This window comes from Corynebacterium doosanense CAU 212 = DSM 45436 (genome assembly GCF_000767055.1).
GTDB lineage: Bacteria > Actinomycetota > Actinomycetes > Mycobacteriales > Mycobacteriaceae > Corynebacterium > Corynebacterium doosanense.
In genome coordinates, this window is sequence record NZ_CP006764.1 from 864,844 (window position 1) to 890,612 (window position 25,769).

A 25,769-nucleotide genomic window follows, 5' to 3' on the forward strand; every position below is an offset into this window, starting at 1 on the left:
AGCCCTCCCCGCGTTGGTCTTAAGCACGCCTTCCTAAAGCTTGCGGTCTCCCCAAGGCCAGCGAGAGGGCGATATCGCCACTGTTGGTCTTGATCACGCGTTCTTTCGACCGACTGCTTTCAGAAGGCGTCCTTAAGACCGACGCGAGCAGTCCCAAACCGGCCCGAAACCCCGCCCGCCTGCGCTAACGTAGACGAATGGCAAAGAAACAACCCGCAGAACAGAAGAACGCGAAGACGCCCAAGCCCCCGAAGCTCGACAAGAAGGCCTACGAGTCCGAGCTGGAGCGGCTGCAGGCGGAGCTCGTCGACATGCAGCAGTGGGTGGTCGAGACCGGCGCGCGCGTCGTGCTGGTCATGGAGGGGCGCGACGCCGCGGGCAAGGGCTCCGCGATCAGCCGCATCACGCAATACCTCAACCCGCGCTCCTGCCGCGTGGTGGCGCTGCCGGCGCCGAACGAACGCGAGCGCGGCCAGTGGTACTTCCAGCGCTACATCGAGCAGCTGCCCTCTGCCGGGGAGATCGTCATCTTCGACCGCTCCTGGTACAACCGCGCCGGTGTCGAGCGGGTGATGGGTTTCTGCACCACCAAGGAGTACCGCCGGTTCCTCTCCCAGGCGCCGACGTTCGAGCGCATGCTCATCGAGGACGGCATCATCCTGCGCAAGTACTGGTTCTCCGTGTCCGCGGAGGAGCAACTGCGCCGCTTCCGCTCCCGGGTCGATGACCCGCTGCGCCGCTGGAAGCTCTCGCCGATGGACCTGGAGTCCATCAACCGCTGGGACGACTACTCCAAGGCCAAGGACGAGATGTTCATCCACACGGACACGTCGCTGTCGCCGTGGCATGTGGTGGAGAGCGAGGACAAGAAACGCTCACGCATCAACGTCATCAGCCACCTGCTGGAGACCGTGCCCTACCAGGCGACAGCGCCGTATGTGCCCAAGCTGCCGGAGCGGGTGGGGCACGACAAGATCGACAGGCCGTCGAGGGGCGAGTTCCGTTACGTGCCGGATGTGGCGGCGAAGCTGGAGAGGAAACGCTAGCCCAGGATCTTGGTGAGCTCGGTGATCACGCCGTGGTCCGCGTTGGAGGGGGCAATGTGGTCGGCGACGGCCTTGACGTCGGGGTGGGCGTTGGCCATGGCGTAGGCGGTGCCGGCGGCCCTGAGCAGCTCGAGGTCGTTGAGGTAGTCGCCGAACGCGACGGTGTCGGCGGGCACGACGCCGAGCGCGGAGGCCAGCGCGGTCAGGGCGATGCCCTTGTTGGCCAGCGGGTTCATGATGTCCACCCAATGCTCGCCCGAGACGGCGACGGTGAGTTCCGGGGAGATGCCCCGTAGCTGCGGTGCCAGATCGTCCTCGGCGCTGCGGTGGGTGAACAGGGCGACCTTGACCACCTCGGTACCCACCATGGCGTGCAGATCGCTGACCCGCTCGGTGGAGAAGTAGTACTTCTCCACCTCGGCGTTGATGAGCTCGTCGTGGTCGTCGAGGATGTAGGCGATCTCCGGCAGGCACAGCACCACGGTCGCGTCGAGGCCCTCGGCGACATCGATGATCTGGTGGACCAGATCCGGGTCGATGGTCGTGGTGGAGACGATCTCGCCCTCGTGCCACACCACCGTGCCGTTCTCCGCGATGTAGGAGGAGGGCTCGGTCTCCGGGTTGCCGGCGAAGAGATGGCGCAGGGTGGCCAGCTGCCGCCCGGAGGCGGGGGCGATGGCGATGCCGCGGGACTTGGCCAGTTTGGCCAGGGGCCAGAAACCCTCGGGGATGGCTCCGGTGGAGTCCAGGAGTGTGCCGTCCATGTCGAGGGCGATGAGGCCGGTCATGCAGAGTCCTTCCGCGGTACTTTTTGTCATACTGGGAATCATGACAAACCCAGTGATCACGTCCGTGCGCAACACTACCGGAGTCATCGAACTCGCCCGCCCGAAGGCGCTGAACTCCCTCAACCGGGAAATGATCGACGAAATAGCTGCTGCGCTGGAAAAATGGCGTGACGACGACGCCGTCACCCAGATCCTCATCCACGCTCCGGAACGCAGCTTCTGCGCCGGGGGCGACGTGCGCCACGCCCGGGAGCTCATCCTCGACGGCCGGGCGGAGGAGGCGGACGAGTTCTTCGCCGCTGAGTACGAACTCAACCGGGTCATCTCGGAGTACCCCAAGCCCTATGGCGCGATCATCGACGGCGTGCTCATGGGCGGCGGCCAGGGCGTCAGCGTCCTCGGCGACTTCCGCATCATCACCGACAACGCCTTCGCCTCCATGCCGGAGATGGCCATCGGCTACATCACCGACGTGGGCATGTCGTGGAAGCTCCAGCAGCTGGACACCGGCGTGGCCATGGGGCGGTTCCTGGCACTCACCGGCTACCGCCTGACCCCGGACGACATGCTCTACACCGGGCTCGCCACGCACCTCGTCGCTGATCCGGACCCGGAGGCGATCATCGGCGGCGGATTCGCGGCCGCGCTCGACGGCGCGCCCACTGAGCACGGCCCGTCGAGGCTGCAGGACTGGCAGGAGAGCATCGACACCGTCTTCGCCCACGACTCTTGGGCCGACATCGAGGCCGCCCTGGACAACCACGGGGACACGGAGTTCGTGGCGCAGGTGCGCGAGCTGACGGCTCAGGCCAGCCCCTCGGCGCTGGTGGCCACGGCCGAGCTACTGGCTGCCAACGCGCACACCGACCTCGCGGGCGCGCTGGAGAACGAACGCAAGCTCAGCTACGTGGTGCTGCGCGAACCCGACTTTGTCGAGGGTGTGCGTGCGGTGCTGGTGGACAAGACCAGGGACGCGAAGTTCAGCGAGCCCCAGGATCCCCAGGTATACCGCGAGGCCCTGAGCTGATCTTCCCGTCCTCCACCCGAACGTGGAGGGGGCGGCGGGTGTCCGGGGCGAAGAGGTCCTCGCCGCTGATCTGCAGACCGCGGAAGGCGGCGTACGCGCCGACGGCCCGGTAGAGGTTGAGCGACGGGTCCACCGGCGCACTCAACGTTGCCAGGATGGCCGCCTCCGTCGCCGGAGGCAGGCGCAGCTGCTCGTGGTCGAGCAGCACCACGGACGTCGCGCCGGGCAGATGGACAAACGTGTGGGTCCAGATGCCGGTAGCGGCCTTCGCGGCGTCGATGAGCCCCTGGCGCTGGGCGAGGCCCGCCGGGAGGATTCCGGTGGTGAACAGGGGCAGCGTGTGTGCCTCGCCGAAGGCGTGGACGGCGGCCGCGGCCCGGGCGGCGGGGGAGTGGGAGACACGTTCGTCCGACCAGGCCCAGCGCCACTGGTCGTTCTCGATGGTGGCGAGAACCTGCGCGCCGGCGACGAGCTGACGGTCGGGTGACGTAATCCGCGCCGTCGCCGAGTTGACGTCGAGGTCGATGTGGGCGCCGGGGAACGTGCCGTCGAGAAGCAGCTGATGCTCCGCCGAGACCAGGGCGGCGTCGGCGCGCAGGTCGACGAGGTTGACCCCCGTGCCCACGTCGACCGCCACATCGTCGCTGAGCAGCAGACGCGGCCCGTTCTCGAACTCCACGGTGTCCGCACTCTCGCGCACGTTGACTCCCCGGGTGGCGGCGACGGAGGCGAGGGCACGTCGAGGTGCGGGCAGCCCTGCGGCAAGCGCGCGCTCCAGCGGGACCGGTGCGGTCGGTGAGAGGACGACGACGCTGCTGGTCCCGTCGTCGTGGGCCACCAGCAGCCCGGGGCCGTTGCCCCACAGGGTGCGCGCGGCGCGCAGTAACCGGTCGGAGGCGGGCTGTGGGCCGTGGAGTTCGGCGATGGCGAAACCGCCGGTACGCGACGTCAGCCACGTCCACGTCCCGCCCGCCACGCGCGCCACCCGGGTGCCGGCGCGGGTGGTGCCGGCCGGGTAGAGGCGGACCTCCACGGGCACGTCCGGCTCGTCACCCGTGGGGGAGATGCCGTTGAACTCCACGCCGGTGACCGAGCGGAAGTCGGTGTCGTAGGCGGCCTGCTCGATGAGGCCGTCGGTGATGATGTCGTCGAGGGTCTCGGGGTGCGGCAGGTACATGGGGTCCAAGGATAGCGCCCGCCGCGCACGGGAAAAGGTACTATCTGGCGCCCGGGTAGGCGGGTTCGGCGCGTGGCCTCGCTAAGGTATCTGGGGTAAGACCGGCCCCGGAGGCGGCCACCCCCGCCCTCAAGATCGACCAAGGATGAACAACACCACCATGACCAACGCACACGCAGTTGCCCAGGACTGGAACGAGCGCCTGTCCATCGCGCAGGAAATGCTCCCGCTGATCAGCAAGCTTCACCGAGACAACAGTGTGGTCACCTCCGTTTTCGGGCGCCTGCTCGTCGGCGTGACCGACATCGACATTGTCAAGGCACACCGCTACGCCCGGCGCATCGCCCGCCGCGAACTGCCGCTCGAGCAGACGCTGCCCATCCTGCGTGAACTGGTCAAGATCGATCTCGGCACCGCCTCCATCGACCTCGGCGCGCTCGCCGTGCAGTTCGAGAAGTCCGAGGAGACCGACCTCGGCGCCTTCGTCCGCGAGCAGCTCGCCGAGATCAACGGCAACTCCCACGAGATGACCCCCAGCGACGTCGTCCTCTACGGCTTCGGCCGCATCGGCCGCCTGCTCGCCCGCATCCTCATCGCCCGCGAGGCCACCTACGGCGGCGTTCGCCTCCGTGCCGTCGTGGTGCGCAGGAAGGGTGACGACGACATCTACAAGCGCGCCTCCCTGCTGCGCCGAGACTCCGTGCACGGCGCCTTCGACGGCACCATCACCGTCGATGCCGAGAACGACATCATCATCGCCAACGGCACCGCCATCCAGATGATCTACGCCGACGACCCGGCCAGCATCGACTACACCGCCTACGGCATCAAGGACGCCGTGGTCGTGGACAACACCGGCCGCTGGCGCGACCGCGAGGGCCTGTCCCAGCACCTGCGCTCGAAGGGAGTGGCCAAGGCCCTGCTCACCGCGCCGGGCAAGGGCGACATCAAGAACATCGTCTACGGCATCAACCACGAGGACATCGAAGAGTCGGACACCATCCTCTCCGCCGCGTCCTGCACCACCAACGCCATCACCCCGGTCCTCAAGGTCATCAACGACCGCTACGGCATCGAGCACGGACACGTGGAGACGGTGCACTCCTACACCAACGACCAGAACCTCGCGGACAACTTCCACTCCGGCCCGCGTCGTGGCCGCGCCGCCGGTCTCAACATGGTCATCACCGAGACGGGTGCGGCCAAGGCCGTGTCCAAGGCCGTCCCGGAGATGAAGGGCAAGCTCACCGGCAACGCCATCCGCGTTCCCACCCCGGACGTGTCCATGGCCGTGCTCAACCTCACGCTCAACACCGAGGTGGAGAAGGCACAGGTCAACGAGTTCCTCCGCGACGTCACCCTGCACTCCAACATCCGCCAGCAGGTGGACTACATCGCCTCGCCCGACGTCGTCTCCACCGACTTCGTCGGTTCGACCCACGCCGGTGTCGTCGACGGGCTGGCCACCATCTCCGACGGCAAGCACCTCGTGCTCTACGTCTGGTACGACAACGAGTTCGGTTACTCCAACCAGGTCATCCGCATCGTCGAGGAGATCTCCGGAGCCCGCCCGACGGTGCTGCCGCGCCGCCTCGACCCCTCCGAGCTGACCTACTAGCCCGTACAGGAAACGTACAGAGACCCGGGGAAGGTCGCCGGGAACTTGTACGTATACGCGGGTTACGCCGGGGTGAACTCGCAGGTCGGGGCCGTAGCTTGAGGAACGAACCACAATCCTCAAGAAACGGATCACCACCGACATGCTCACCTCCCGCACTTTCGAGGGGCGCGTCCTGCCCCGCCAGGACGACGACCCCGAGGACCAGGGTCTCGCCTTCGACGTGACCACGCTGCTCACCCGCCGGAAAATGCTCGGCGTGCTCGGTCTCGGCGCCGGTTCGGCGGCCCTCGCCGCCTGCGCGCCTACCTCGACGCCGGCGACAACGACCTCGTCCAGCGCTGCCGCGGCGACGACGCCGGCAACGAGCGTCGATACGCAGAACCTCACCGAAATGCCCACCGAGACCAACGGGCCCTACCCCGGAGACGGCACCAACGGGCCCGACGTGCTGGACATGTCCGGCATCGCGCGCAAGGACCTGACCACGTCGCTGGACACGGGCAACTCCGTCGACGGCGTGCCGTTCACGCAGACCATCACGGTGGTGGACATGGCAGGCGGCAACGCCCCCTTCGCCGGCGCCGCCGTGTACATCTGGCATTGCGACGCCCAGGGGCGCTACTCCATGTATTCCGACGGGGTCACCGGCGAGAGCTGGCTGCGCGGAGTCCAGGTGGCCGATGCAAACGGGCAGGTCAGCTTCGACACCATCGTGCCCGGCTGCTACGAGGGTCGGTGGCCGCACATCCACTTCGAGGTGTTCAGCTCCATCAACGACATCACCGACGCCACCACCAACGTGCTGACCTCGCAGATCGCCATCCCCGAGGACGTGTGTCAGGCGGTGTACGCCGACGCCCGCTACGCCTCCTCGGTGACGCCGTTCTCCCACATCACGCTGGACTCGGACAACATCTTCTCCGACAGCATCGACCTGCAGATGGACTCCGTCACCGACCAAGGCGACGGCTACGCGGGCACCATCGTCGTCGGCGTGGACACCACCACCGAGCAGCAGATGTCCATGGGCGGCGGACCGGGCGGCATGGGTGGCGGCGGGCCCCAGGGTGGCCCGGGCGCGCCGCCCAGCTAGATTGGACGGCGTGTTCCTCGCCGTCAGCTACGCCTTTGCCGATTCCGTCAATGCCCTCCTCATCGGGGTCATCGTCGCGATCGGCATTCTGCTGCCGCGGGGAAAGTACCGCTGGGTCGCCCCGTTGCTCATCTTCGGCGACTGGCTCGGGGTGTTCCTGCTGGCCCTGCTGGTGATGTTCGCGTTCGAGGGGATGCAGGAGTTTGTTCAGGCGGCCCTGGCCAGCCCGATCTTCGGCATCGTGCTCATCGCGGTGGGCCTGGTCACGGCCGTGACCACGTGGCGCTCGAAGCCCGGTGGGGACTCGAAGATCATCAACGCGATGCTCAGCTTTCTGCGCGAGCCCACCGTGTGGACGGTGCTCGCCGGCTTCGTGCTGGGCGTGGTGCAGTCGCTGACCTCGGTGCCGTTCTACGGCGGCATCGCCGTGCTCGCCGCTGGGGACTTCTCGCAGTGGGCGCGGTACGGCGGGATGTTCTGGTACGCGAGCATCGCGCTCAGCCTGCCCATCGCCGTGGCCGTCTTCGTGGGGCTGGTGCGACGCAAACCCGACTCCCGCCTGGGCCGGTGGTTTGCGTGGGCCAGGGAGCACACGCTGGAGGTCAGCCGGGCCGGGGGATACCTGGTGGCGGTGCTGCTCGTGGTGTTGGGCGTGCTGCACCTGTAAGCGCGGAAGACGCGGCCCGGCCAGAGGCGCCGGTCGGAAGGGCGCGGTCGAATTCGTGACTCCTTCCGACCAGCGAGGCTGCGTGTAGGTCTGCTGCAGACGGCGTCCTTCCGACCAGCGAAGCGCCGAAAAAAGGGGGCCGCACCGATGTGCGACCCCCTTTCTCAGACGGAACTATCAGGCGATGCCCTCGCGCTGCTTGAACTCGCGGCGACGGCGGTGCAGGATCGGCTCGGTGTAACCGGCCGGCTGCGAGGTGCCGGAGAGGATGAGCTCCTTGGCGGCCTGGAAGCCGATGGAGTTCTCGTAGTCGGCGGACATGGACTTGTACTCCTCGTCGCCTTCGTTCTGCTCATCGACGAGCTTGGCCATGCGCTCGAGGGACTCGACGACCTGCTCCTCGGTGACCACGCCGTGCTGGATCCAGTTGGCCAGCAGCTGCGAGGAGATGCGCAGCGTGGCGCGGTCCTCCATGAGGTCGACGTTGTGGATGTCGGGCACCTTGGAGGAGCCGACGCCGAGCTCGACCCAGCGGATGACGTAGCCGAGGATGGACTGGCAGTTGTTGTCCACCTCCTCCTTCTTCTCCGCGTCGGTGAAGTTGCCGTCGGAGACGGGCACGGTGAGCAGGTCGTGGAAGGTGTCGCGGCGGCCCTTCTTCAGCAGCTCGGCCTGGACCTCCTTGACGTTGACGCGGTGGTAGTGCGTGGCGTGCAGCGTCGCACCGGTCGGGGAGGGGACCCACGCGGTGCTGGCGCCCTCGCGCGGCTGGCCGATCTTCTTCTCCACCATGTCGGCCATGAGCTCGGTCATCGCCCACATGCCCTTGCCGATCTGCGCCTTGCCGGGCAGCCCACGGGCGATGCCGGCGTCGACGTTGGCGTCCTCGTAGGCGAGTTTCCACGGCGCGGTCTGCAGGTCGGCCTTGCGCACCATCGGGCCGGCGAGCATGGAGGTGTGGATCTCGTCGCCGGTGCGGTCGAGGAAGCCGGTGTTGATGAACGCGAGGCGGTCGGCCACGGCCATGATGCAGGCGTCGAGGTTGGCCGAGGTGCGACGCTCCTCGTCCATGACACCGACCTTGACGGAGTTCTCCGGGATTCCCAGGAGCTTCTCGACGGCTGTGAACAGGTCGTTGGTGAAGGCCACCTCTTCGGGGCCGTGCTGCTTGGGCTTGACCACGTAGATGGATCCGGTGCGGGAGTTGCGCAGCGGGTTGTCCAGCTCGGTGGCGGGCAGCGCGCCGAGGATGGTGAGGGCGGAGTCGAGGATGCCCTCGTAGATCTCCTCGCCGTCGACGAGGATGGCCGGGTTGGTCATGAGGTGGCCGACGTTGCGCACCAGCAGCAGGGAGCGACCGTGGAGGGTGATGTCCTCGCCGTCGGCACCCGTGAACTCGAGGTCCTGGTTAAGGCGGCGGGTGTAGGACTTCTCGCCCTTGTCCACCTCGGCCGCGGCTTCGCCGGTGGCGAGGTCGTGCCAGTTGGAGTATGCGAGGGTCTTGTCGTGGGCGTCGACCGCGGCGACGGAGTCCTCGAAGTCGATGATGGTGGACACGGCGGACTCGAGGCGGACGTCGTTGACGTGGGCGGGATCGTTCTTGCCGATCGCGCCCTCGGCGTCGATGTCGATGTTGGCGTGGAGGCCGTTGTTGCGCAGCAGGATCGCGGACGGGTTGTCTTTCTCACCCTGCCAGCCGCGGAAACGCTCGGGGTTCTGCAGCTGGGTCGGCGTGCCGTTGACCTCGGCGCTCAGGCCGTCGTCGGTGATGTTGTACGCGGTGACGTCGCGGTGGGAACCGGCGACGAGGGGGGCGACGTCGTCGAGAAGCGTCTTGGACCATTCGATGACCTTGTCGCCGCGGACGGGGTTGTACCCCTTGCCCGGCTCCGCGCCGTTCTCCTCGCTGATGACGTCGGTGCCGTAGAGGGCGTCGTAGAGCGAGCCCCAGCGCGCGTTGGCGGCGTTGATGGCGTAGCGGAGGTTGAGGACGGGGACCACGAGCTGCGGGCCGGCGATGTCGGCGATCTCCTCGTCCACGTTCTGGGTGCGGATCTGCGCGTCGGCCGGAGCGTCGACGAGGTAGCCGATCTCGCGGAGGAAGGCCTCGTGCTCGACCGGGTCGGGCTGACCCGGGTTGGCGCGGAAGTGCTCGTCGAGGCGGGCCTGCAGCTCATCGCGCTTGGCCAGCAGCTCCCGGTTGCGGGGGGTGAACTCCCGGACGATTCCCGCGAAGCCCTCCCAGAAATTGTCCGGATCGATGTCGGACCGGGGGCAGAGGGTGGTGTTCACGAAGTCGTAGAGCTCGGTGGCGACGTCCAGCCCGTGGACGGTGGTGCGCGGGGTGGTGTCAGGTGTGTTCGTCATGCTCAAGGTCCTCCTCGTGGACTTTGGGGCTAAACCGGATGACCCGAGACTAAGTGACCCCGGTCACCCGGGTAAACAACTTCGCGAAATTAGACCCGGGGTTACCCCCGACGTTTCCGTGGCTGGGGGAGGTATTAGGTACCTGAGGGGCCGGGTACTGACTGTGTCCCAGATCATGCGCCCGGGGACATAGTTGCAAGTGAACGGCACTTTAACGGAAACTTACCTAGTCGTAAGGTATTTGTTTTGCTTCGCAACCTTTGCAGATATGGCCGCCGCCCCCGCACAGATCTACACCTCACCAAGGCATTGACTGTGCGCTGCATCACCCGCATGATGTGTCTCAGGCCACCCGGCATCAGCAAGACCCCCAAGCACACACCGAAAGAGAGTGAAGCTGACATGAGCACCACCGGAGCTGCACGCACCGCCGCCGAGATCCAGAAGGACTGGGACACCAACCCCCGCTGGAAGGGCATCACCCGCGAGTACACCGCAGAGCAGGTCGCCGAGCTGCAGGGCACCGTCGTCGAGGAGCACACCCTCGCCCGCCGCGGCGCCGAGATCCTCTTCGAGGAGATCAACAAGGGCAACGGCCACTACATCAACGCCCTGGGCGCCCTCACCGGTAACCAGGCCGTCCAGCAGATCCGCGCCGGCCTCAAGGCCGTCTACCTGTCCGGCTGGCAGGTCGCAGGTGACGCCAACCTCTCCGGCCACACCTACCCGGACCAGTCCCTGTACCCGGCCAACTCCGTCCCCAGCGTCGTTCGCCGCATCAACAACGCACTGCTGCGCGCCGACGAGATCGCCCGCATCGAGGGTGACGACGCCGTGGACAACTGGCTCGTTCCCATCGTCGCCGACGGTGAGGCCGGCTTCGGCGGCGCCCTCAACGTCTACGAGCTGCAGAAGGCCATGATCAACGCTGGCGCAGCCGGCACCCACTGGGAGGATCAGCTCGCTTCGGAGAAGAAGTGTGGCCACCTCGGCGGCAAGGTCCTCATCCCGACCCAGCAGCACATCCGCACCCTGTCCTCCGCACGCCTGGCAGCCGACGTCGCCAACACGCCGACCGTCATCATCGCCCGCACCGACGCCGAGGCAGCCACGCTGATCACCTCCGACGTCGACGAGCGTGACCAGGAATTCATCACCGGTGAGCGCACCGCTGAGGGCTACTACCACGTGAAGAACGGCATCGAGCCCTGCATCGCCCGAGCGAAGTCCTACGCTCCATACGCCGACATGATCTGGATGGAGACCGGCAAGCCGGACCTGGAGCTGGCCAAGCAGTTCGCCGAGGGCGTCCGCTCCGAGTTCCCGGACCAGCTGCTGTCCTACAACTGCTCCCCGTCCTTCAACTGGTCCGCACACCTGGACGCGGACGAGATCGCCAAGTTCCAGCGCGAGCTCGGTGCCATGGGCTTCACCTTCCAGTTCATCACCCTGGCCGGCTTCCACGCCCTGAACTACTCCATGTTCGACCTGGCCTACGGCTACGCACGCGACGGCATGACCTCCTTCGTCGACCTGCAGAACCGCGAGTTCAAGGCAGCGGCTGAGCGCGGCTTCACCGCCGTCAAGCACCAGCGCGAGGTCGGCGCCGGCTACTTCGACAAGGTCGCCACCACGGTTGACCCGCTGTCCTCCACCACGGCACTGACCGGCTCCACCGAGCAGGGCCAGTTCCACTAGAAGCTCCACCCCACCCCCCGTAGGAGAACCACCATGTGCACCTTCCATTCCACCCCTGACCTGGCCGACACCCTCGGCGACTACGTCCTCAGCTGCGACACGCAGTTCCGTAACTTCGGCGGCAAGACCAAATTTGCCGGCAGGATCGTCACCGTGCGGTGCATGGAGGACAACGGGCTGGTAAAGAAGCTGCTCAACAGCCCCGGCAACGGCAAGGTGCTCGTCGTGGACGCGGGTGGAAACCTGCACACGGCCATGGTCGGAGACCAGATCGCCAAGGCCGCCCTGGACAACGGCTGGAAGGGCATCATCGTAAACGGAGCGATCCGGGACAGCGAGGAGATCGGCCAGCTCGACATCGCGGTCAAGGCGCTGGGAACCAACCCGCGCCGCTCCGCGAAGGACGGCGTGGGCAAGGTCAACGAGCGGGTGTCCTTCGGTGGGGTCGACTTCATCGCCGACCACACCGTCTACGGGGACGCCGATGGAATCGTCGTCATGGACGAGCCCATCTGCGAATAATCAGCGGCGCGGGTGACCTTCGATAGCGAGGTCGTAATACCGCACCAGCCGCTCGGTGGCGGCACGCCAACCGTGGCTCTCAGCCTCGTTGCGTGCCGCCTTTCCCATGCGTCGGCGAAGTCCCTCGTCGAGAAGCACCGCGGAGAGGCGCTCGGCCCACGTGTTGTAGTCCTCCGGGTCCACGAGGTAACCCGTCTCGCCGTCGTCGATGACAAAGGGGATGCCGCCGGCGCGTGCGCCCACCGCGGGCACGCCCGAGGCGAAGGATTCCAGGGCGACCAGGCCCAGGGTCTCCGTGGTCGAGGGAAAGGCGAAGACGTCGCCCGAGGCGAAGGCCGCCGCGAGATCCGTCCCGGAGAGGTATCCCGTGAACGTGGTGTAGGCGGGGTCCAGCAGGGTCTTCAGCGTGTCGAGCTGCGGGCCCGAACCGACCATGGCCAGGCGGGCGCCGGGTACCCGCTCCCGAACCTTGCGCATGATGGGCGCGAGCCGGTCGAGGTTCTTCTCCGGCGACATCCGGCCCACGTAGATGACCACGGGCGCATCCGGGTGGCCGTCGGTGATGAACTCACGCATCTCCCGGGACGCGCGGTCGGGGGAGTAGCCGACCGTGTCCACGGCCTTCGGCCACAGCTCCACGTTGCGGATGCCCTGGTCGATGGCCTTCTCCACCATCGGGCCGGACGTGCACAGGTTGACCGAAGCCATGTTGTGCACCATGCGGATCCACGTCGCCGCGGGCTGACGCAGCCAGCCGATGCGCAGAGACTCGGTGTAGTCCGGCACGTTGGTGTGGAAACTGCCCAGCAGCGGGTAGTCCAGGCGCTTGGCGGTGATGGCCCCGTAGGCGGCGAGCCACACCGGGTTGACGGCGTGCACGACGTCGGGCCGGAAACGGGCAAGCTCACGGTTGATCTTCGGCGTGGCCATACCCGCGGTGATCTCGGGGTATACCGGCCGGAAGCTGATGCCGGGCACCCGGACGACCTCGAAACCCGCGTACTCCGCCGGGGGATGGCCCGGGGCGAAGAGCTGGACCTCGTGGCCCATGTCGGAGAGCTGTTCCAGGGAGCGGGTGACCCGGGTGACCACCCCGTCAATCTTCGGGAGGAAGACCTCCGTGAACATGGAGATCCGCATGCGTCAGCGAGCGGTCTGCGGTTCGCCCGCGGCGTTGCTGCTTGTCCACAGGGAACGCGCGGGGATCATGTCCAGGTTCGCCCGGTCGGCGTACTTGCGGGCGATCTCCTCGACCTCGTGGAGCAGGCCCTCCTCCAGGGTCGTGGGGTTCAGGCCCAGGTCGAGGAAGGTCTCGTTGACCACGTGCAGCTCGTTCTCCGGGGACTCCTTGCGCGGGTTGGGCACCAGGGCCACCTGGGCGCCGGACACTCTGGCGATGAGCTCGGCGAGGTCACGCACGCGGTGGGTCTCGGTCATCTGGTTGAAGATCTTCACCTTCTCACCCTGCGCGGGCGGGTTCTCCAGCGCGATCTCGATGCAGCGCACCATGTCGCGGATGTGGATGAACGCCCGGGTCTGCCCGCCCGTGCCGTGCACGGTGAGCGGGTAACCCACGGCCGACTGCATGAGGAAGCGATTGAGCACCGTGCCGTAGTCGCCGTCGTAGTCGAAGCGGTTGATCAGCCGCTCGTCGCGGGCGGTCTCGTCGGTGGTGGTGCCCCAGATGATGCCCTGGTGCAGGTCGGTGATGCGCAGCTCGTCGTTCTTGGCATAGAAGGCGAAGAGGTGCTGGTCCAGGACCTTGGTCATGTGGTAGACCGAGCCCGGGTTGGAGGGGTAGAGGATGTCCTGGTCGACGGTTCCGGATTCCTCGGAGGTCACCTGGACCTGGAGGTAACCCTCGGGGATCTTCATGCCGGCGGTGCCGTAGCCGTAGACACCCATGGTGCCCAGGTGCACGACGTGGATGTCCCGCCCGGACTCCACGATGGCGGCCAGGAGGTTGTGCGTGGCGGAGGTGTTGTTGTCCACGGTGTAGCGCTTGTTGCGCGAGCTCTTCATGGAGTACGGCGCGGCGCGCTGCTCGGCGAAGTGCACGACGGCGTCCGGCTGTTCGGTCCGCAGGAAGTCCAGCAGCTCGTCGTATTCCTTGGCGACGTCGATACGAGCGAAACCGATGTGTTTACCCGAGACCTCGTTCCACGCCGCGAGGCGATCCTCGATGGAGGCGATCGGGGTGAGCGACTCGGCGCCGAGTTCCTCGTCGATGGCGCGCCGGGAGAGGTTGTCGATGATGGTGACCTCGTGGCCCTGCTCGGAGAGGTACAGGGAGGCGGGCCAGCCGCAGAATCCGTCGCCGCCGAGAATCGCAACCTTCACTAGAGAACTCCAAACACGTCCGAGGGGATGTCACGTGCCGTTTATGCAGCGTGACGTGGTCTACCGAGCGAGTTTAGCCCGAACACCCACAGTGTGGAGACAACCGGGTGAGGGTGAATTCTGCGCCTCTTGACAGGGAGATGGCCGCCCGGTGAACGGAGAATAAAATCACCTGTTCGCGGCGGCGCTCTCCACGAGGGCGAGGGTCTCGCACTGGGCGTGGCGGAGGTACTCGGTCATCCTCCGGGCGGCGGCCTCGCGGCCGTCGCGACGCAGAACGTCGACCGTGGCACGGTTGTGCCCGACGAACTCGTCGTGGAAGGAGCCGTCGAATTCGGTGACGGCGAGGAATGTCAGGCGCATGAGGGCGAGGATGCGGTCCATCGTGTCGTCGAGAAGATCCGAGCGCAGTGAGGCGACGATGGTGCGGTGGAACTCCTGGTTGAGCGAGCCGACATCGCGCCAGCGCTGCTCGGTCTGGGCGGTCTCCGCGCGGCGGACGATCTCGTCGAGCACGTCGCCGTCCACGTTGCCCGTCAGCAGCGCCGTCGTCTCCAGCGCGGTGCGAGCGCGGTACATGTCCCGGATGAGGGAGGAGTCCGGCGACGCAAGAAACACCCCGCGGTTGGGGACACGCACGAGCAGGCCCTGGGAGACCAGGGCCGCGTACGCCTCCCGGAGGGTGTTCCGGGAGATGGAGAAGCGCTCGGTGAGGTCGGCCTCAATCAGCCGCTCACCGGGCTGGAACTCACCGGCGGAAATGGCGGCCTGGATTGCGCGCTCGACGCTCTGTACTCGCATGGATGGGATCTTAGGTACCCGGATCAGGAGATACTGGCGATTACCTCGCCCTGTTTCACCGTCGCACCCTCGGCGGCGACGAGCCGGACGGTTCCGGACGTCGGGGCGGGGATGGGCGACTCCATCTTCATGGCCTCGATCGAACCGAGCTGCTGGCCCTCGGTGACGGAATCACCGTCGGCCACCTTCCACTCGATGATGGTGCCGTTGAAGGAGGCCTTCACGCCACCGGCGGTGTCGGAGGAGTCCGTGCCCGTGCCGGCGGATGCGGCGGCGGGAGCGGATGCAGCCGGGCGCAGGAACTCGGCGGGGAGGCCGACGCGGTGCAGCTTGCCGTCGATCTCCAGGGTCACCTGGACTCGCTCGGCCTGGGCGTCCGCGAGCGGAACCAGCTCGTTGCCGGAGCTGGGGACGTAGTTGGTGTCCACCCAGTCGACGTACGTGTCCAGGGAGTACCCGGTGAACGCGGGGTTCACGACCATGTCGCGGTGGAAGGGCAGGACGCTGCGCACACCCTTGATCTCGAACTCGTCGAGGGCGGACTTGGCACGGCGCAGGGCGGTGTCGCGGTCCGGTCCCCACACGATGAGCTTGCCCATGAGGGAGTCGTAGTAACCGGAGATCTCCGAGCCGGAGCGCACGCCGGCGTCCACGCGGATACCCGGGCCGGAGGGCGGCACGAAGCTGGTGACGGTGCCGGGGCAGGGCACGAAGCCCAGGGTGGGGTCCTCGGCGTTGATGCGGAACTCGAACGCGTGACCGCGGATCTCCGGGTCGTGGTCGAAGGAGAGCGGCAGGCCGGCGGCGACGCGGAACTGCTCGGCGATGATGTCCACACGGGTGGTCGACTCGGAGACGGGGTGCTCGACCTGAACTCGGGTGTTCACCTCGAGGAAGGAGATGTCGCCGTGCTCGGAGACGATGTACTCGACGGTGCCGGCACCGACGTAGCCGGCGTGGGCACAGATGCCGCGGGCACCCTCGATGATGGCGGCGTTCTGCTCGCGGGAGAGGAACGGGGCCGGGGACTCCTCGATGAGCTTCTGGAAACGACGCTGCGTGGTGCAGTCGCGGGTGCCCAGGGTCGCCACGTGGCCGTGGGTGTCTGCGAGGATCTGCACCTCGACGTGGCGGGGACGGGTGAGAAACTTCTCCACGTAACACTCGTCGCGGCCGAAGGCCTCCTTGGCCTCGCGGCCGGCGGCGACGAAGGCATCCTCGATGTCCTCCATCTTCTGCACGAACTTGATGCCACGGCCGCCGCCGCCGAAGGCCGCCTTGATGGCGATGGGGAGGCCGTACTGCTCGGCGAACTCCTTCGCCTCCTGCCAGGTGCCCACGGGGTCCGGGGTGCCGGGAGCGAGGGGGGCGCCGGCCTCGGCGGCGAGGCGGCGGGCGGCCACCTTGTCGCCGAGGATCTCGATGGAGTCGGGGGTGGGGCCGACCCAGGTCAGGCCGGCACCGATGACGGCGCGGGCGAAGTCGGCGGACTCGGAGAGGAAGCCGTAGCCGGGGTGCAGGCAGTCGGCGCCGGCGCGGGCGGCGACGTCGAGCAGCGCGGGGACGTTCATGTAGGTCTCGGCGCCGGTCTTGCCGGGCAGGGCGTATGCCTCGTCGGCGATGAGGGTGTGCAGGGCGCCGGCGTCGGGCTCGGAGTAGACCGCGATGGAGCGGATGCCCAGGTCGCGAGCGGCGCGGGCGATGCGGACGGCGATCTCGCCGCGGTTGGCGATGAGGACGGCCTTTAGGGGGATGGTGGAGTTCATGAGGGGTCCTTAGAGTTCGATCAGGCGGAGGTTCACGGTGGCACCGGGCGGGAGCTGGCCGGCGATGTCGAGGTCGTCGGCGACGACGGTGGCGATGACGGGGTAGCCGCCGGTGACGGCGTGGTCGCGGTGGAACATCACCGGTTGGCCGTTGGCGGGGATCTGGATGGAACCGGCGACGATGCCCTCGCTGGCGAGTTCCTCGTGGCGCCCGCGTTCGATCTCGGGCCCGGCCAGGCGCAGGCCGACACGGTTGGAGGCCTCGGTCACGGTCCACTGCGTATCGACGAGCGCCTGCACGCCCTCCGTGAACCAGTCGTCCCGCGGCCCGGCGACCACGCGGAGCTCCGCGTGGGTGTGGCCGTCCAGCTCGCTGACCCGCACGGGGTTGGAGACGGCGCCGACGATGGACGAGGCCGCGGGGGCGGTGGCGATGCGGTCGCCTGTACGGATCGGAACGGGGCCGAGCCCGGAGAGCAGGTCGGTCGCGGAGGACTCGAGCTCGGAGAACGCGATCACCCCTCCGCGCACGGCCACGTAGCTGCGCGCGCCCAGGGTGGCGGCACCGACGGTGAGTTCGGAACCGGCGGGGAGCAGGACCGGAGCGCCGAGCTGGAGCACGCGCCGGCCGACGGTCACCGGGGCCTGCGCGCCGGTGACGGCGACCACCGTGTCCACCAGCGCGGTGAGCGAGAGCCCGCCGATGTTCTCCAGGACGGCCGCGCCGAGCTCGTTGCCGAGTGCCTCGTTGGCGGCGCGGGCGGCGGACTGGTCGGCGGCTCCGGACTCGGTGACGCCGAGGTCGCCGTAACCCGGGCGCCCGAGATCCTGAACGAGGGTCTGCAGGCCCGCGTTCGAGACCTCGAGGACCGGCCGGTGCGCGGCGGCGGGGCGCTTGGCCGCCGGGGGAGTGACGTCGCCGGCGAGCTCGCGCACCGCGCGGTAGGTCACCGTGTCGCCCGGCTTGACCAGCGCAGGGGGCTGTTCGTCGGAGCGCCACATCTTCTGCTCGGTGACGCCGATGAGCTGCCAGCCGCCGGGGGATTCGCGGGGGTAGACGGCGGAGAAGTTGCCGGCCAGCGCGACGGACCCGGCGGGGACCGAGGTGCGCGGGGACTTGCGGCGCGGCACGTCCAGGGGGCTCTCGCTGACGCAGTAGGTGAACCCGGGGGCGAACCCGCCGAAGGCTGCGGTCCAGGTGGTGGAGGTGTGCCGCTCGATGAGCGCCTCGGTGCTCATGCCGAGCATCTCCGCCAGCTCGGCGAGGTCCTCGCCGTTGTACAGGGTGTCGATGACGATGTTCTCCGGCGTCACGTCCGAGGCCGCACCGGGGGAGAGGTCGCGAAGTAGCGACACGGCCCGGGTGGCGTCGGCGGCGCAGGCGAAGTTGAGCAGCACGGTCTGCGCGGCGGCGACGGCGTCGACCTGGCCGGCGAGCGGCGAGCGGGAGAGCTCGGCGTGCCAGTCCATGACCGTGGCCAGGTCGGGCAGGTCGATGAGCAGGGCGTGGGATCCGGCGCGGCGGATGACGGGTGTCATAGCGAGCTACGGATCTGGATGCCGGCGTCGGTGAGCTTCTCAACGATCGCCGCCGTCATCTCGACCGACCCGGGCGAATCACCGTGCACACAGACCGACTCCACGCCGAGGGAGAGCTGCGTGCCGTCGATGGCCGTGACGGTGCCGGTGGTGGCCAGGTCGAGGACGCGCTGGGCGACCGCGTCGGCGTCGTGAAGCACGGCGCCGGGCGCGCGGCGGGAGACGAGGGTGCCATCCGGGTTGTAGCCGCGGTCGGCGAAGGCCTCGCAGATGACCCGCGTGCCTCGCTTCTCGGCCATGTCCACGGCCAGGCCGCCGGGCAGGAGCATGACGGGGAGGTCACCGAAGGCGGCGATGCCGTCGAGGGTGGCCTTCGCGTGGGCCTCATTGTGCACGATGGTGTTGTAGAGCGCGCCGTGGGGTTTGACGTAGGAGACCCTGGTGCCGGCCGCGCGGGCCAGGGCGTCGACGGCGCCGATCTGGTAGAGGATCTCGTCGGCGAGCTCGGCGGGGTCGTAGTCGATGAAGCGACGCCCGAAGCCGGCGCGGTCCCGGTAGGCGGGGTGCGCGCCGACGGTGAGGCCGCGCTCGGCGGCGAGCTTGAGGGTGGTGAAGATGTCGTGCGGGTCGCCGGCGTGGAAGCCGCAGGCGACGTTGGCGCTCGAGATCAGGGAGATCATCGCGGCGTCGTCGGCGACCGGGTTACCGGCGTTCGACTCACCCAGGTCGGCGTTGAGGTCGATGTGTGGCATGAGCAGCCTCCTCATAGGGAATGTTCAACAATTCCCCGAGTGTACGTGTGGTGTACGTCATGTGAAAGCCCGTGAGTGGGTCACGCCTCCGCATCGACCACAATGGCCAGCCTGGTACCCCCGACGAACTCCGCTGCCAGGGGATTCTCCGCCTCCGCCGGCGAGAGCCCGGACACCTCCGCGGTGGCTTCCCGCGTCAGCGGAACCACCCACCCGTGATCCGGGTCGAGCACGATCTTCTCCGCGTGCCGGGTGGGCACGAAGGTCACCGCCCGCCCGGGGCCACGGAGCTGCAGGGGGGTGCGCTGGAGGGAGGCGTCGATAAGCGCCCTCATCCCCCCGGTGTCGACCGTGACGATGACCCATTCCGCCGCTGTACGCACGCTGAGGGTGGTCACGTCGAGGATCCCGGCCTCCTCCGGCAGCTCGGGCAGACCCTCGCCGGAACCGAAGATTCTCTGCAGTAGTCCCATGGCCACTACGATAACGCCACATGATCGACGCTTCTGACGTAGCACTCATCTTCGAGGGCGGGGGAATGCGGGCGTCCTACACGGCGCCGGTGGCCACGCGACTGCTCCGCGAGGGCGTGCAGTTCGGCTGGGTGGGAGGCATCTCCGCGGGAGCCAGCCACACGGCGAACTTCCTCAGCGGCGACCCCTGGCGCACCCGCCACTCCTTCACCGACTTCGCCGCGGACAAACAGTTCGGTGGCTGGGCGTCCATGGCGCGGGGCAGGGGATACTTCAACGCCGCGTACATCTACGAGGGTTCGGGCGAGGCGATGCCCTACGACTTCGCCGCGTTCGAGGCGAACCCCGCGGAACTGCACATCGAGGCCCTGCGCGCCGACACGGGGGAGACGGTGGCGTGGAACCGCGCGGACATCCACGACGCCGGGGACCTCATGGTCCGGGTCCGTGCCTCGTCCACCATCCCCGGGGCCATGGTCCCGCCGCGTATCGACGGCGTGGAATACGTGGACGGTGCCATGGGCACCTCGGGTGGCCTGCTCATCGACGCCGCCGAGAAGGCCGGCTACTCCCGTTTCGTGGTGGTCTGCTCGCGGCCGCGTTCCTACCGCAAGCCCGAGGTCTCCCGGCCCCGGGCGGCCCGGGGGCTGCTGCGGAGCAGGCCGGCCGTTGCCGAGGCGATGATCGCCCGGCCCGCGAAGTACAACGCCTCGAAGGACCGCATTCTCGAGCTGGAGCGCGAGGGCAGGGCGAAGGTGTTCTTCCCCGACGTCATGCCGGTGGGTACGGGCGAGCGTTCCGTGGACCGGCTGGTGGCCTCCTATGAGCAGGGGGAAAGCCAGTTCGCGGGCGAATGGGAGGGCTGGCGGGAGTTCCTCGGGGTGTAGTTGGCCGACATCGTGGTGCCGAGACATGCACAATGGCGACTATGTCTGACCACACCTCGTCCTCCGGTTGCCCCTTCGTCAACAAAGAACAGTCCGCCAACTTCCTCGCCAACGGTTACCTCACCCAGTCCAAGCTGCGCCATGCCGCCGGGCTGGCCCCCGATTCGCAGACGCCGATCCGCACCCGCGCGATGTTCAAGGAGGCGACTCTCATCCGCGGAGAGGGCGGTGTCGACGCCTTCTACGACTCGTCGCGGATGAAACGTGGCGGCGCGATGCCCAAGTTCATCCAGGGCCCGCTCTTCGGCGAGGGTGCCGTGCACACCCTCGACGGTGAGGAGCACAGCGTGCGCAAGAACCAGCTGGCCGACGTCGCCTACGTCGACGAGAACGTCGCGGATTTCGGCGCCGTCGTCGACGAGGAGCTTCACACGCTTCTCGACGAGTGGGCCGCCGGTGAGCACACCGACGTGCACACCGGAGCTGCGCTGGCCTACGGTCGCGCCGCGTTCCGCTGGGCCGGGGTCGAACTGCCCCGCGACGAGGCGGACGAGAAGTCCCTGCAGATGACCCAGCTTCTCGACGGTTTCGGCCACCTGGGCCCGGGCCACATCCAGGCGCGGCTCAACCGTCGTCGCCTGGACGCCTGGTACGAGAACCTCATCACCGAGGCACGCTCCGGAACCCGGACCGCCCCCTCGGGCACCGCCCTCGACGCCATGGCCAACCTCCGCGGAGTGGACGGCGAGCTCATCGACGCCAAGACGGCCGGCATCGAGCTGCAGAACCTCACCCGCCCGACCATCGCCGTCGCCAGGTTCGCCGCCTTCGCCGCCGTGGCTCTGGTGGAGAACCCGGAATGGGTCCAGCGCATCCGCGCCGAGCAGTCCGGTTGCTCCTTCCTGGGCGGGCGCGAGGCCGTGGCGTTCGCCCAGGAGGTCCGCCGGATCTTCCCGTTCGTGCCCATGCTGCCCGCGATGGCCACGGAGGACACCGAGATCATGGGGTGCCCGGTGAACAAGGACGAGCGTGTCGCCCTTGACTTCTACGGCACCCTCACCGACCCCAACCACTGGGAGAACCCCGAGACCTTCGACCCGCAGCGATTCCTCGACATGGAGGGCCTTGAGACGCTGGAGGACTACGAGAAGATCAAGGCGTTCATCCCGCAGGGTGGCGCGGAGGTCCGCACGGGCCACCGGTGCCCGGGCGAGAAGATCGCGGTGACGGCTCTGACCGCGACCGTGGTGGCGTTGTGCCAGGACAACGTCTCCATCTCCGGTTCCCCGGAGGATCGCACGTTCGACTGGACGCAGGTGCTCACCAGGCCGGATACCGGTGTGAGGGTCCGGGTTACCCGTCGATAGAACGGGTGTTCGAATAGGTTGGGGTGGCTGTCTGCCTGCTCAGATATGGTGCAGGCGGAACAGATCAGTAGAACATTGATTCGGGGGAATCATGTATGCCACACCCGACCTCCAGGACCACCACGACAGATACTCCCGCGCCTACTTCTCCACGGAGGTGGATGATCCGGCAGCGCAGGTTGCTGCCGACCTCCGCCGGCTCGAGTACGAACTCTGGGCCTCACTACTTCCCGGGGACGACGCAGACCTTGCCATCTCGGTGCTGGGCATCCAGCGCCTCACCGGCAAAGGGCCCCGCCAGATAGACAACATCCTCAGCGCGATGCACCGTCTGAAGGAACTGCCTTTCGTCTGCGAGCTGCAGGAGATCACCCACCGGCTCGACATGTCGCGCCTCATCGCCATCGATCTCGCGCTGAGCAAACTCAGCGACGACGAGCTGATCGCACAGATCGACCGCAAGCTCGCGTTGTACCTCATGCCCACCCGGGCGAATCAGATTCTGCCCACCTCCGGGCAGATCCGCCGACGCATCTGTGACTGGATCCGCCTCTACGCCCCCAAGCTCGACGTGGACAAAAAACCCGCCGCCCCGGAGCCGCCGGCCTTCATCGCGGTCCACGACGAGAACGGGCGCTCCTACCTCAACCTCGACGCCGCCACCGACGTGGCGCTGCAGATCGAGAACGCGGTGCGCGAGCGCGCCCGGGAAGCCGGCTGCAGCGAGGGCGAGGCGCTCCGTGATCTCGTCACCGGTGCGGCCAAGGTGCGCATCATCCTCAACGTCTACCGCGCGCACGACGTGGAGGACGCCCCGGCGTACGTCTTCGGGGTCGGGTGGCTGACGCCCGAGGCCAGCGACCGTCTCGCCGATGCCGCGACCCAGGTCCGGGACATGGACGAGGCGGCCGAGAAGGTGTCCCCGGCCTACCGGACTCCCGATGACATCCGGGCCTACGTCATCGGGAGGGACGGCACGTGCCGCGGGCCGGGGCACGGCAGGAGCACCGAGCACGCACAGATGGACCACGCGGTGGACTTCGCCGACGGCGGGTGCACGTGTGCGGCGAACCTGTCGTCGCTGTGCCCGACGTGCCACAACATCAAGACCGACGGCCGGATGTTCCCGGTCATCTTCCCCGGGGGTGAGATCGCCTGGCTCTTCGAGGACGGCACCTGGGTGCTGGTGGAGCCGGAGGGGCCGCTCTCCCGCAAGGCCAGGAACTGGGTCCAGACCCTCGGGCAGCGGATCACCCAGCGTCGGGCGTATCACCGGGTCCCGGAGAAGGAGGATCCTAGTCCGCCACCATCGCCTCAATGGTGAGCTCCGGGTGCTCCTTCTCCACGAAGGCGAGCTTCCACTTGTCGCCGAACAGGGCGATGAGCTGGCCGTCCGTCCGGGTGAAGATCTCGACTCCACGCTGGCGGCCGAGGACGTCGGCAGAAGCCGCGTCGGTCTTGCGGGCGACGGAGTAGGGGATCGGCTCGGTGACCGTCTCGACGTTGTACTCGTTCTCCATGCGGGCCTGCATGACCTCGAACTGCATGGGGCCGACGGCGGCCATGACCGGGGCGGCGTCGCCACGCAGGTCGTTGCGCAGGATCTGCACCACGCCCTCGGCGTCGAGCTGCTCTAGCGCCTTGCGGAACTGCTTGTACTTGCCCAGCGACTTCGCGCGCAGCGTGCGGAAGTGCTCCGGGGCGAACTGGGGCATGGGCGGGTACTGCACCTTGCGGCCGGAATAGAGGGTGTCGCCGGGGGCGAGGGAGCCGGCGTTGACCAGGCCGACGATGTCGCCGGGGAACGCCGTCTCCACGGTGGAGCGGGTGCGCCCGAACACGGTCAGCGCGTATTTCGTGGAGAAGGTGCGACCGGACTGCGCGTGGGTGACCTGCATGCCGCGCTCGAACTCGCCGGAGACCACCCGCATGAAGGCCAGAGTGTCCCGGTGATTGCGGTCCATGCCGGCCTGCACCTTGAACACCACGCCGGAGAAATCCTCGTCGACGTCGCGGTGATCATCCATGGCGCTCGTCGACGCCTCGACGGCCCGGGAGTCGGCGTCGCGCGATCGGGGGGCCGGGGCGATCTCGCAGAGCGTGTCCAGGATCTGGTGCACGCCGAAGTTGAGCATCGCGGAGGCGAAGATGAGGGGGGAGGTCTCGCAGTTCTCGAAGAGCTCCTGGTCGTGCACGGCGCCGTCCGCGGCGAGCAGCTCCGCCTCCTCGACGGCCGTTTCCCACACGTCACCCTCCTTGGCGTCGGCCTCGTCGGGGGAGAAGAACTCCTCGGGTGCAATGGTGGCGCCGCCCGCGGTGCGCAGGAAGTTGACGTACTGGTCCACTTCGCCGTCCTCCGCGACGTGCGCGAGGCCGCGGAAGTCGCCGGCCTCACCGACCGGCCAGTACAGCGGGGTGGGCTGCAGGCCGATCTCGTTGACGATTTCGTCGACAAGCGCCAGGGGCTCCCGGCCGACGCGGTCCCACTTGTTGACCACGGTGATGATGGGCAGCCCGCGGGCCTTGCACACCCGGAAGAGTTTGAGAGTCTGGGGCTCGAGGCCCTTGGCGGCGTCGATGAGCATCACCGCGGCGTCGACCGCGGAGAGCACGCGGTAGGTGTCCTCGGAGAAGTCGGAGTGACCGGGCGTGTCCACCAGGTTGATCATGTAGGGCTCGCCGGTCTGGTCCTCGGGGAGGTACTCGAACTGCAGGGCCGAGGAGGCGATGGAGATGCCGCGGTCCTTCTCCATCTCCATCCAGTCAGAGACGGTGGCCTTGCGGTTGCCCTTACCGTGCACGGCGCCGGCCTCGTTGATGATGTGCGCGTGCAGCGCCAGCGCCTCCGTCAGGGTCGACTTACCCGCGTCGGGGTGGGCGATGACGGCGAAAGTGCGGCGGCGGGAGGCTTCTACAGCGGTGGTGCTCATAACGGGACAGGTTACATCAGTCCCAGCTGAGTCCCAGTTGTTCGTCGAGGTCACGGAAGACGGCGGAAGCCTGCCGTGTCGCCAGGGGAGCGGGCAGGCCCGGGCGGAGATAGAAACGCCCGCGTTCGAAGTGGACGCCGGGGGTGCCCTCGATGAAGTGGGCCAGGCGCCTGCCGCCGCCGTCGGGGCCGGCGAGCCCGGTGCGGTCGAGCAGTCGGTAGAAGCTCCGCATTGCCGAGGGGGATTCCTGCGCAAAGTTGGAGGCGATGACCCCCGGGTGGAAGGCGACGGGGCCCAGCTCCGGGAATCGTTTCGCCAGCTCGGCGGTCATCATCGCGTCGCCGAGTTTGGCGGTGCCGTAGGCCCGGGAGTCGGTGAAGTTCTCCCTGGTCCCCGGATCATCGGCCCTGAAGCGGGCGAAAAGGAAGGCGGCTATCGACGACGTGGACACCACATTCGCCCGGGATTCACGCAATGGCCTGCGCAGCAGGTTGGTGAGCAGCCAGGGGGCGACGACGTTGACCTGCCAGGTCTTCTCGAAGTCATCACCGGTGATCTCGGGGCCGCTAAAGATGCCGCCGGCATTATTGGCCAGGACATCGATGCGGTCGGTGGTGGAGAGGACGTCTTCTGCGAGCGTGCGCACCTGCCCGAGGTCCGCGAAGTCCGCGGTGAAGTGCTCGGTTCCGAGACGGTCCGCGATGTCCCGGGTCTTGTCCGGGTTGCGCCCGACCAGGATGAGGCGGGTGTCGGGGCGGGAGTCGGCGAGCAACGTGGCGGCGGACCTGCCGATGCCGTCGGAGGCGCCGGTGATGAGGACTGTTCTTGGCTGATTCATTGTCTCCAGGCTACGGAGTGCACGGCTCGACTGCAGGGCGCTGTCCACTAACCTGGCCACGACCACAAAC

22 protein-coding genes are annotated in these 25,769 nt (G+C 67.8%); 10 read left to right on the plus strand and 12 right to left on the minus strand.

Features of this window, described 5'->3' with window-relative positions:
• The first annotated feature begins 197 nt into the window (after positions 1-197).
• The gene (gene ppk2 / locus CDOO_RS04330) at positions 198-1,046 is read left to right on the plus strand and encodes a polyphosphate kinase 2 (protein ID WP_018021896.1); all 849 of its coding nucleotides are present in this window, start codon (positions 198-200) and stop codon (positions 1,044-1,046) included.
• Here the strand turns inward: ppk2 and CDOO_RS04335 are convergent.
• Positions 1,043-1,834 (minus strand): Cof-type HAD-IIB family hydrolase, encoded by a 792-nt coding sequence (locus CDOO_RS04335; RefSeq protein ID WP_018021895.1) that lies wholly within the window; start codon positions 1,832-1,834, stop codon positions 1,043-1,045. The two genes, ppk2 and CDOO_RS04335, sit on opposite strands and share 4 nt — an antisense overlap.
• A gap of 40 nt (positions 1,835-1,874) precedes the next feature.
• On the opposite strand from CDOO_RS04335, the gene CDOO_RS04340 reads away from it, so the two are divergent.
• A complete protein-coding gene (locus CDOO_RS04340; RefSeq protein WP_026159352.1) occupies positions 1,875-2,861 on the plus strand; it encodes a 3-hydroxyisobutyryl-CoA hydrolase in 987 nt (328 codons plus the stop codon).
• On the opposite strand, the gene CDOO_RS13225 is transcribed toward CDOO_RS04340, so the two are convergent.
• Positions 2,815-4,038 (minus strand): DUF6882 domain-containing protein, encoded by a 1,224-nt coding sequence (locus tag CDOO_RS13225; RefSeq protein ID WP_018021893.1) that lies wholly within the window; start codon positions 4,036-4,038, stop codon positions 2,815-2,817. The two genes, CDOO_RS04340 and CDOO_RS13225, sit on opposite strands and share 47 nt — an antisense overlap.
• Before the next feature lie 160 nt (positions 4,039-4,198).
• On the opposite strand from CDOO_RS13225, the gene CDOO_RS04350 reads away from it, so the two are divergent.
• From CDOO_RS04350 to CDOO_RS04360, 3 genes are all read left to right on the plus strand, one after another.
• Positions 4,199-5,656, plus strand: coding sequence for a glyceraldehyde-3-phosphate dehydrogenase (locus CDOO_RS04350; RefSeq protein ID WP_026159351.1), 1,458 nt, complete (start codon positions 4,199-4,201; stop codon positions 5,654-5,656).
• A 142-nt stretch (positions 5,657-5,798) separates the two neighbouring features.
• Positions 5,799-6,752 (plus strand): dioxygenase family protein, encoded by a 954-nt coding sequence (locus CDOO_RS04355; protein WP_018021891.1) that lies wholly within the window; start codon positions 5,799-5,801, stop codon positions 6,750-6,752.
• 1 nt (position 6,753) lies between these two features.
• Positions 6,754-7,419, plus strand: a complete 666-nt coding sequence (locus CDOO_RS04360; RefSeq protein WP_020384601.1) for a GAP family protein — start codon at positions 6,754-6,756, stop codon at positions 7,417-7,419.
• Positions 7,420-7,596: 177 nt separating this feature from the next.
• On the opposite strand, the gene CDOO_RS04365 is transcribed toward CDOO_RS04360, so the two are convergent.
• Complete coding sequence (locus tag CDOO_RS04365) at positions 7,597-9,786, minus strand: malate synthase G (RefSeq protein WP_018021889.1); 2,190 nt, start codon at positions 9,784-9,786, stop codon at positions 7,597-7,599.
• A gap of 402 nt (positions 9,787-10,188) precedes the next feature.
• Here CDOO_RS04365 and aceA point away from each other — a divergent pair, with 402 nt between their 5' ends.
• Positions 10,189-11,484, plus strand: a complete 1,296-nt coding sequence (gene aceA, locus CDOO_RS04370; protein ID WP_018021888.1) for an isocitrate lyase — start codon at positions 10,189-10,191, stop codon at positions 11,482-11,484.
• Between the two features lie 33 nt (positions 11,485-11,517).
• Positions 11,518-12,006, plus strand: coding sequence for a ribonuclease E activity regulator RraA (gene rraA / locus CDOO_RS04375; protein ID WP_018021887.1), 489 nt, complete (start codon positions 11,518-11,520; stop codon positions 12,004-12,006).
• On the opposite strand, the gene CDOO_RS04380 is transcribed toward rraA, so the two are convergent.
• The 7 genes from CDOO_RS04380 to CDOO_RS04410 form a co-directional block, all read right to left on the minus strand.
• Positions 12,007-13,146, minus strand: coding sequence for a glycosyltransferase family 4 protein (locus CDOO_RS04380; protein ID WP_018021886.1), 1,140 nt, complete (start codon positions 13,144-13,146; stop codon positions 12,007-12,009).
• Positions 13,147-13,149: 3 nt separating this feature from the next.
• Positions 13,150-14,346 carry an NAD-dependent epimerase/dehydratase family protein gene (locus CDOO_RS04385; protein ID WP_018021885.1) on the minus strand — a complete coding sequence of 399 codons (1,197 nt, stop codon included), beginning with the start codon at positions 14,344-14,346 and terminating at the stop codon, positions 13,150-13,152.
• A gap of 168 nt (positions 14,347-14,514) precedes the next feature.
• Entirely contained in the window at positions 14,515-15,147 is a 633-nt protein-coding gene (locus CDOO_RS04390) for a GntR family transcriptional regulator (RefSeq protein ID WP_018021884.1), read from the minus strand.
• Between the two features lie 23 nt (positions 15,148-15,170).
• Positions 15,171-16,913 (minus strand): acetyl/propionyl/methylcrotonyl-CoA carboxylase subunit alpha, encoded by a 1,743-nt coding sequence (locus tag CDOO_RS04395; RefSeq protein ID WP_018021883.1) that lies wholly within the window; start codon positions 16,911-16,913, stop codon positions 15,171-15,173.
• Positions 16,914-16,922: 9 nt separating this feature from the next.
• On the minus strand, positions 16,923-18,452 hold the full coding sequence (locus tag CDOO_RS04400; protein ID WP_018021882.1) for a 5-oxoprolinase subunit B/C family protein: 1,530 nt from the start codon (positions 18,450-18,452) through the stop codon (positions 16,923-16,925).
• A complete protein-coding gene (locus CDOO_RS04405; RefSeq protein ID WP_018021881.1) occupies positions 18,449-19,204 on the minus strand; it encodes a LamB/YcsF family protein in 756 nt (251 codons plus the stop codon). The genes CDOO_RS04400 and CDOO_RS04405 overlap by 4 nt, the downstream gene beginning before the upstream one ends.
• A gap of 80 nt (positions 19,205-19,284) precedes the next feature.
• Positions 19,285-19,677, minus strand: a complete 393-nt coding sequence (locus tag CDOO_RS04410) for a hypothetical protein (RefSeq protein WP_018021880.1) — start codon at positions 19,675-19,677, stop codon at positions 19,285-19,287.
• A 20-nt stretch (positions 19,678-19,697) separates the two neighbouring features.
• On the opposite strand from CDOO_RS04410, the gene CDOO_RS04415 reads away from it, so the two are divergent.
• From CDOO_RS04415 to CDOO_RS04425, 3 genes are all read left to right on the plus strand, one after another.
• Positions 19,698-20,564: a patatin-like phospholipase family protein gene (locus tag CDOO_RS04415; RefSeq protein WP_018021879.1), complete on the plus strand. Its 867-nt coding sequence runs from the start codon at positions 19,698-19,700 to the stop codon at positions 20,562-20,564.
• A 41-nt stretch (positions 20,565-20,605) separates the two neighbouring features.
• Positions 20,606-21,931 (plus strand): cytochrome P450, encoded by a 1,326-nt coding sequence (locus CDOO_RS04420; RefSeq protein WP_018021878.1) that lies wholly within the window; start codon positions 20,606-20,608, stop codon positions 21,929-21,931.
• A 91-nt stretch (positions 21,932-22,022) separates the two neighbouring features.
• Positions 22,023-23,255 carry an HNH endonuclease signature motif containing protein gene (locus tag CDOO_RS04425; protein ID WP_018021877.1) on the plus strand — a complete coding sequence of 411 codons (1,233 nt, stop codon included), beginning with the start codon at positions 22,023-22,025 and terminating at the stop codon, positions 23,253-23,255.
• Here CDOO_RS04425 and CDOO_RS04430 read toward each other — a convergent pair.
• Entirely contained in the window at positions 23,227-24,861 is a 1,635-nt protein-coding gene (locus CDOO_RS04430; RefSeq protein WP_018021876.1) for a peptide chain release factor 3, read from the minus strand. The two genes, CDOO_RS04425 and CDOO_RS04430, sit on opposite strands and share 29 nt — an antisense overlap.
• Positions 24,862-24,877: 16 nt before the next feature.
• Complete coding sequence (locus CDOO_RS04435; RefSeq protein ID WP_018021875.1) at positions 24,878-25,699, minus strand: SDR family NAD(P)-dependent oxidoreductase; 822 nt, start codon at positions 25,697-25,699, stop codon at positions 24,878-24,880.
• Between the last annotated feature and the right edge of the window lie 70 nt (positions 25,700-25,769).

Excerpts from the sequence above, each read along its gene's own strand:
- CDOO_RS13225 (WP_018021893.1), bottom strand. The coding sequence starts at position 4,038 with ATGTACCTGCCGCACCCCGAGACCCTCGACGACATCATCACCGACGGC.
- CDOO_RS04335 (WP_018021895.1), bottom strand. The coding sequence starts at position 1,834 with ATGACCGGCCTCATCGCCCTCGACATGGACGGCACACTCCTGGACTCC.
- CDOO_RS04425 (WP_018021877.1), top strand. The coding sequence starts at position 22,023 with ATGTATGCCACACCCGACCTCCAGGACCACCACGACAGATACTCCCGC.
- CDOO_RS04350 (WP_026159351.1), top strand. The coding sequence starts at position 4,199 with ATGACCAACGCACACGCAGTTGCCCAGGACTGGAACGAGCGCCTGTCC.
- ppk2 (WP_018021896.1), top strand. The coding sequence starts at position 198 with ATGGCAAAGAAACAACCCGCAGAACAGAAGAACGCGAAGACGCCCAAG.
- CDOO_RS04420 (WP_018021878.1), top strand. The coding sequence starts at position 20,606 with ATGTCTGACCACACCTCGTCCTCCGGTTGCCCCTTCGTCAACAAAGAA.
- CDOO_RS04365 (WP_018021889.1), bottom strand. The coding sequence starts at position 9,786 with ATGACGAACACACCTGACACCACCCCGCGCACCACCGTCCACGGGCTG.
- CDOO_RS04340 (WP_026159352.1), top strand. The coding sequence starts at position 1,875 with ATGACAAACCCAGTGATCACGTCCGTGCGCAACACTACCGGAGTCATC.
- CDOO_RS04355 (WP_018021891.1), top strand. The coding sequence starts at position 5,799 with ATGCTCACCTCCCGCACTTTCGAGGGGCGCGTCCTGCCCCGCCAGGAC.
- CDOO_RS04435 (WP_018021875.1), bottom strand. The coding sequence starts at position 25,699 with ATGAATCAGCCAAGAACAGTCCTCATCACCGGCGCCTCCGACGGCATC.
- rraA (WP_018021887.1), top strand. The coding sequence starts at position 11,518 with ATGTGCACCTTCCATTCCACCCCTGACCTGGCCGACACCCTCGGCGAC.
- CDOO_RS04410 (WP_018021880.1), bottom strand. The coding sequence starts at position 19,677 with ATGGGACTACTGCAGAGAATCTTCGGTTCCGGCGAGGGTCTGCCCGAG.
- CDOO_RS04415 (WP_018021879.1), top strand. The coding sequence starts at position 19,698 with ATGATCGACGCTTCTGACGTAGCACTCATCTTCGAGGGCGGGGGAATG.
- aceA (WP_018021888.1), top strand. The coding sequence starts at position 10,189 with ATGAGCACCACCGGAGCTGCACGCACCGCCGCCGAGATCCAGAAGGAC.
- CDOO_RS04380 (WP_018021886.1), bottom strand. The coding sequence starts at position 13,146 with ATGCGGATCTCCATGTTCACGGAGGTCTTCCTCCCGAAGATTGACGGG.
- CDOO_RS04400 (WP_018021882.1), bottom strand. The coding sequence starts at position 18,452 with ATGACACCCGTCATCCGCCGCGCCGGATCCCACGCCCTGCTCATCGAC.
- CDOO_RS04395 (WP_018021883.1), bottom strand. The coding sequence starts at position 16,913 with ATGAACTCCACCATCCCCCTAAAGGCCGTCCTCATCGCCAACCGCGGC.
- CDOO_RS04390 (WP_018021884.1), bottom strand. The coding sequence starts at position 15,147 with ATGCGAGTACAGAGCGTCGAGCGCGCAATCCAGGCCGCCATTTCCGCC.
- CDOO_RS04405 (WP_018021881.1), bottom strand. The coding sequence starts at position 19,204 with ATGCCACACATCGACCTCAACGCCGACCTGGGTGAGTCGAACGCCGGT.
- CDOO_RS04430 (WP_018021876.1), bottom strand. The coding sequence starts at position 24,861 with ATGAGCACCACCGCTGTAGAAGCCTCCCGCCGCCGCACTTTCGCCGTC.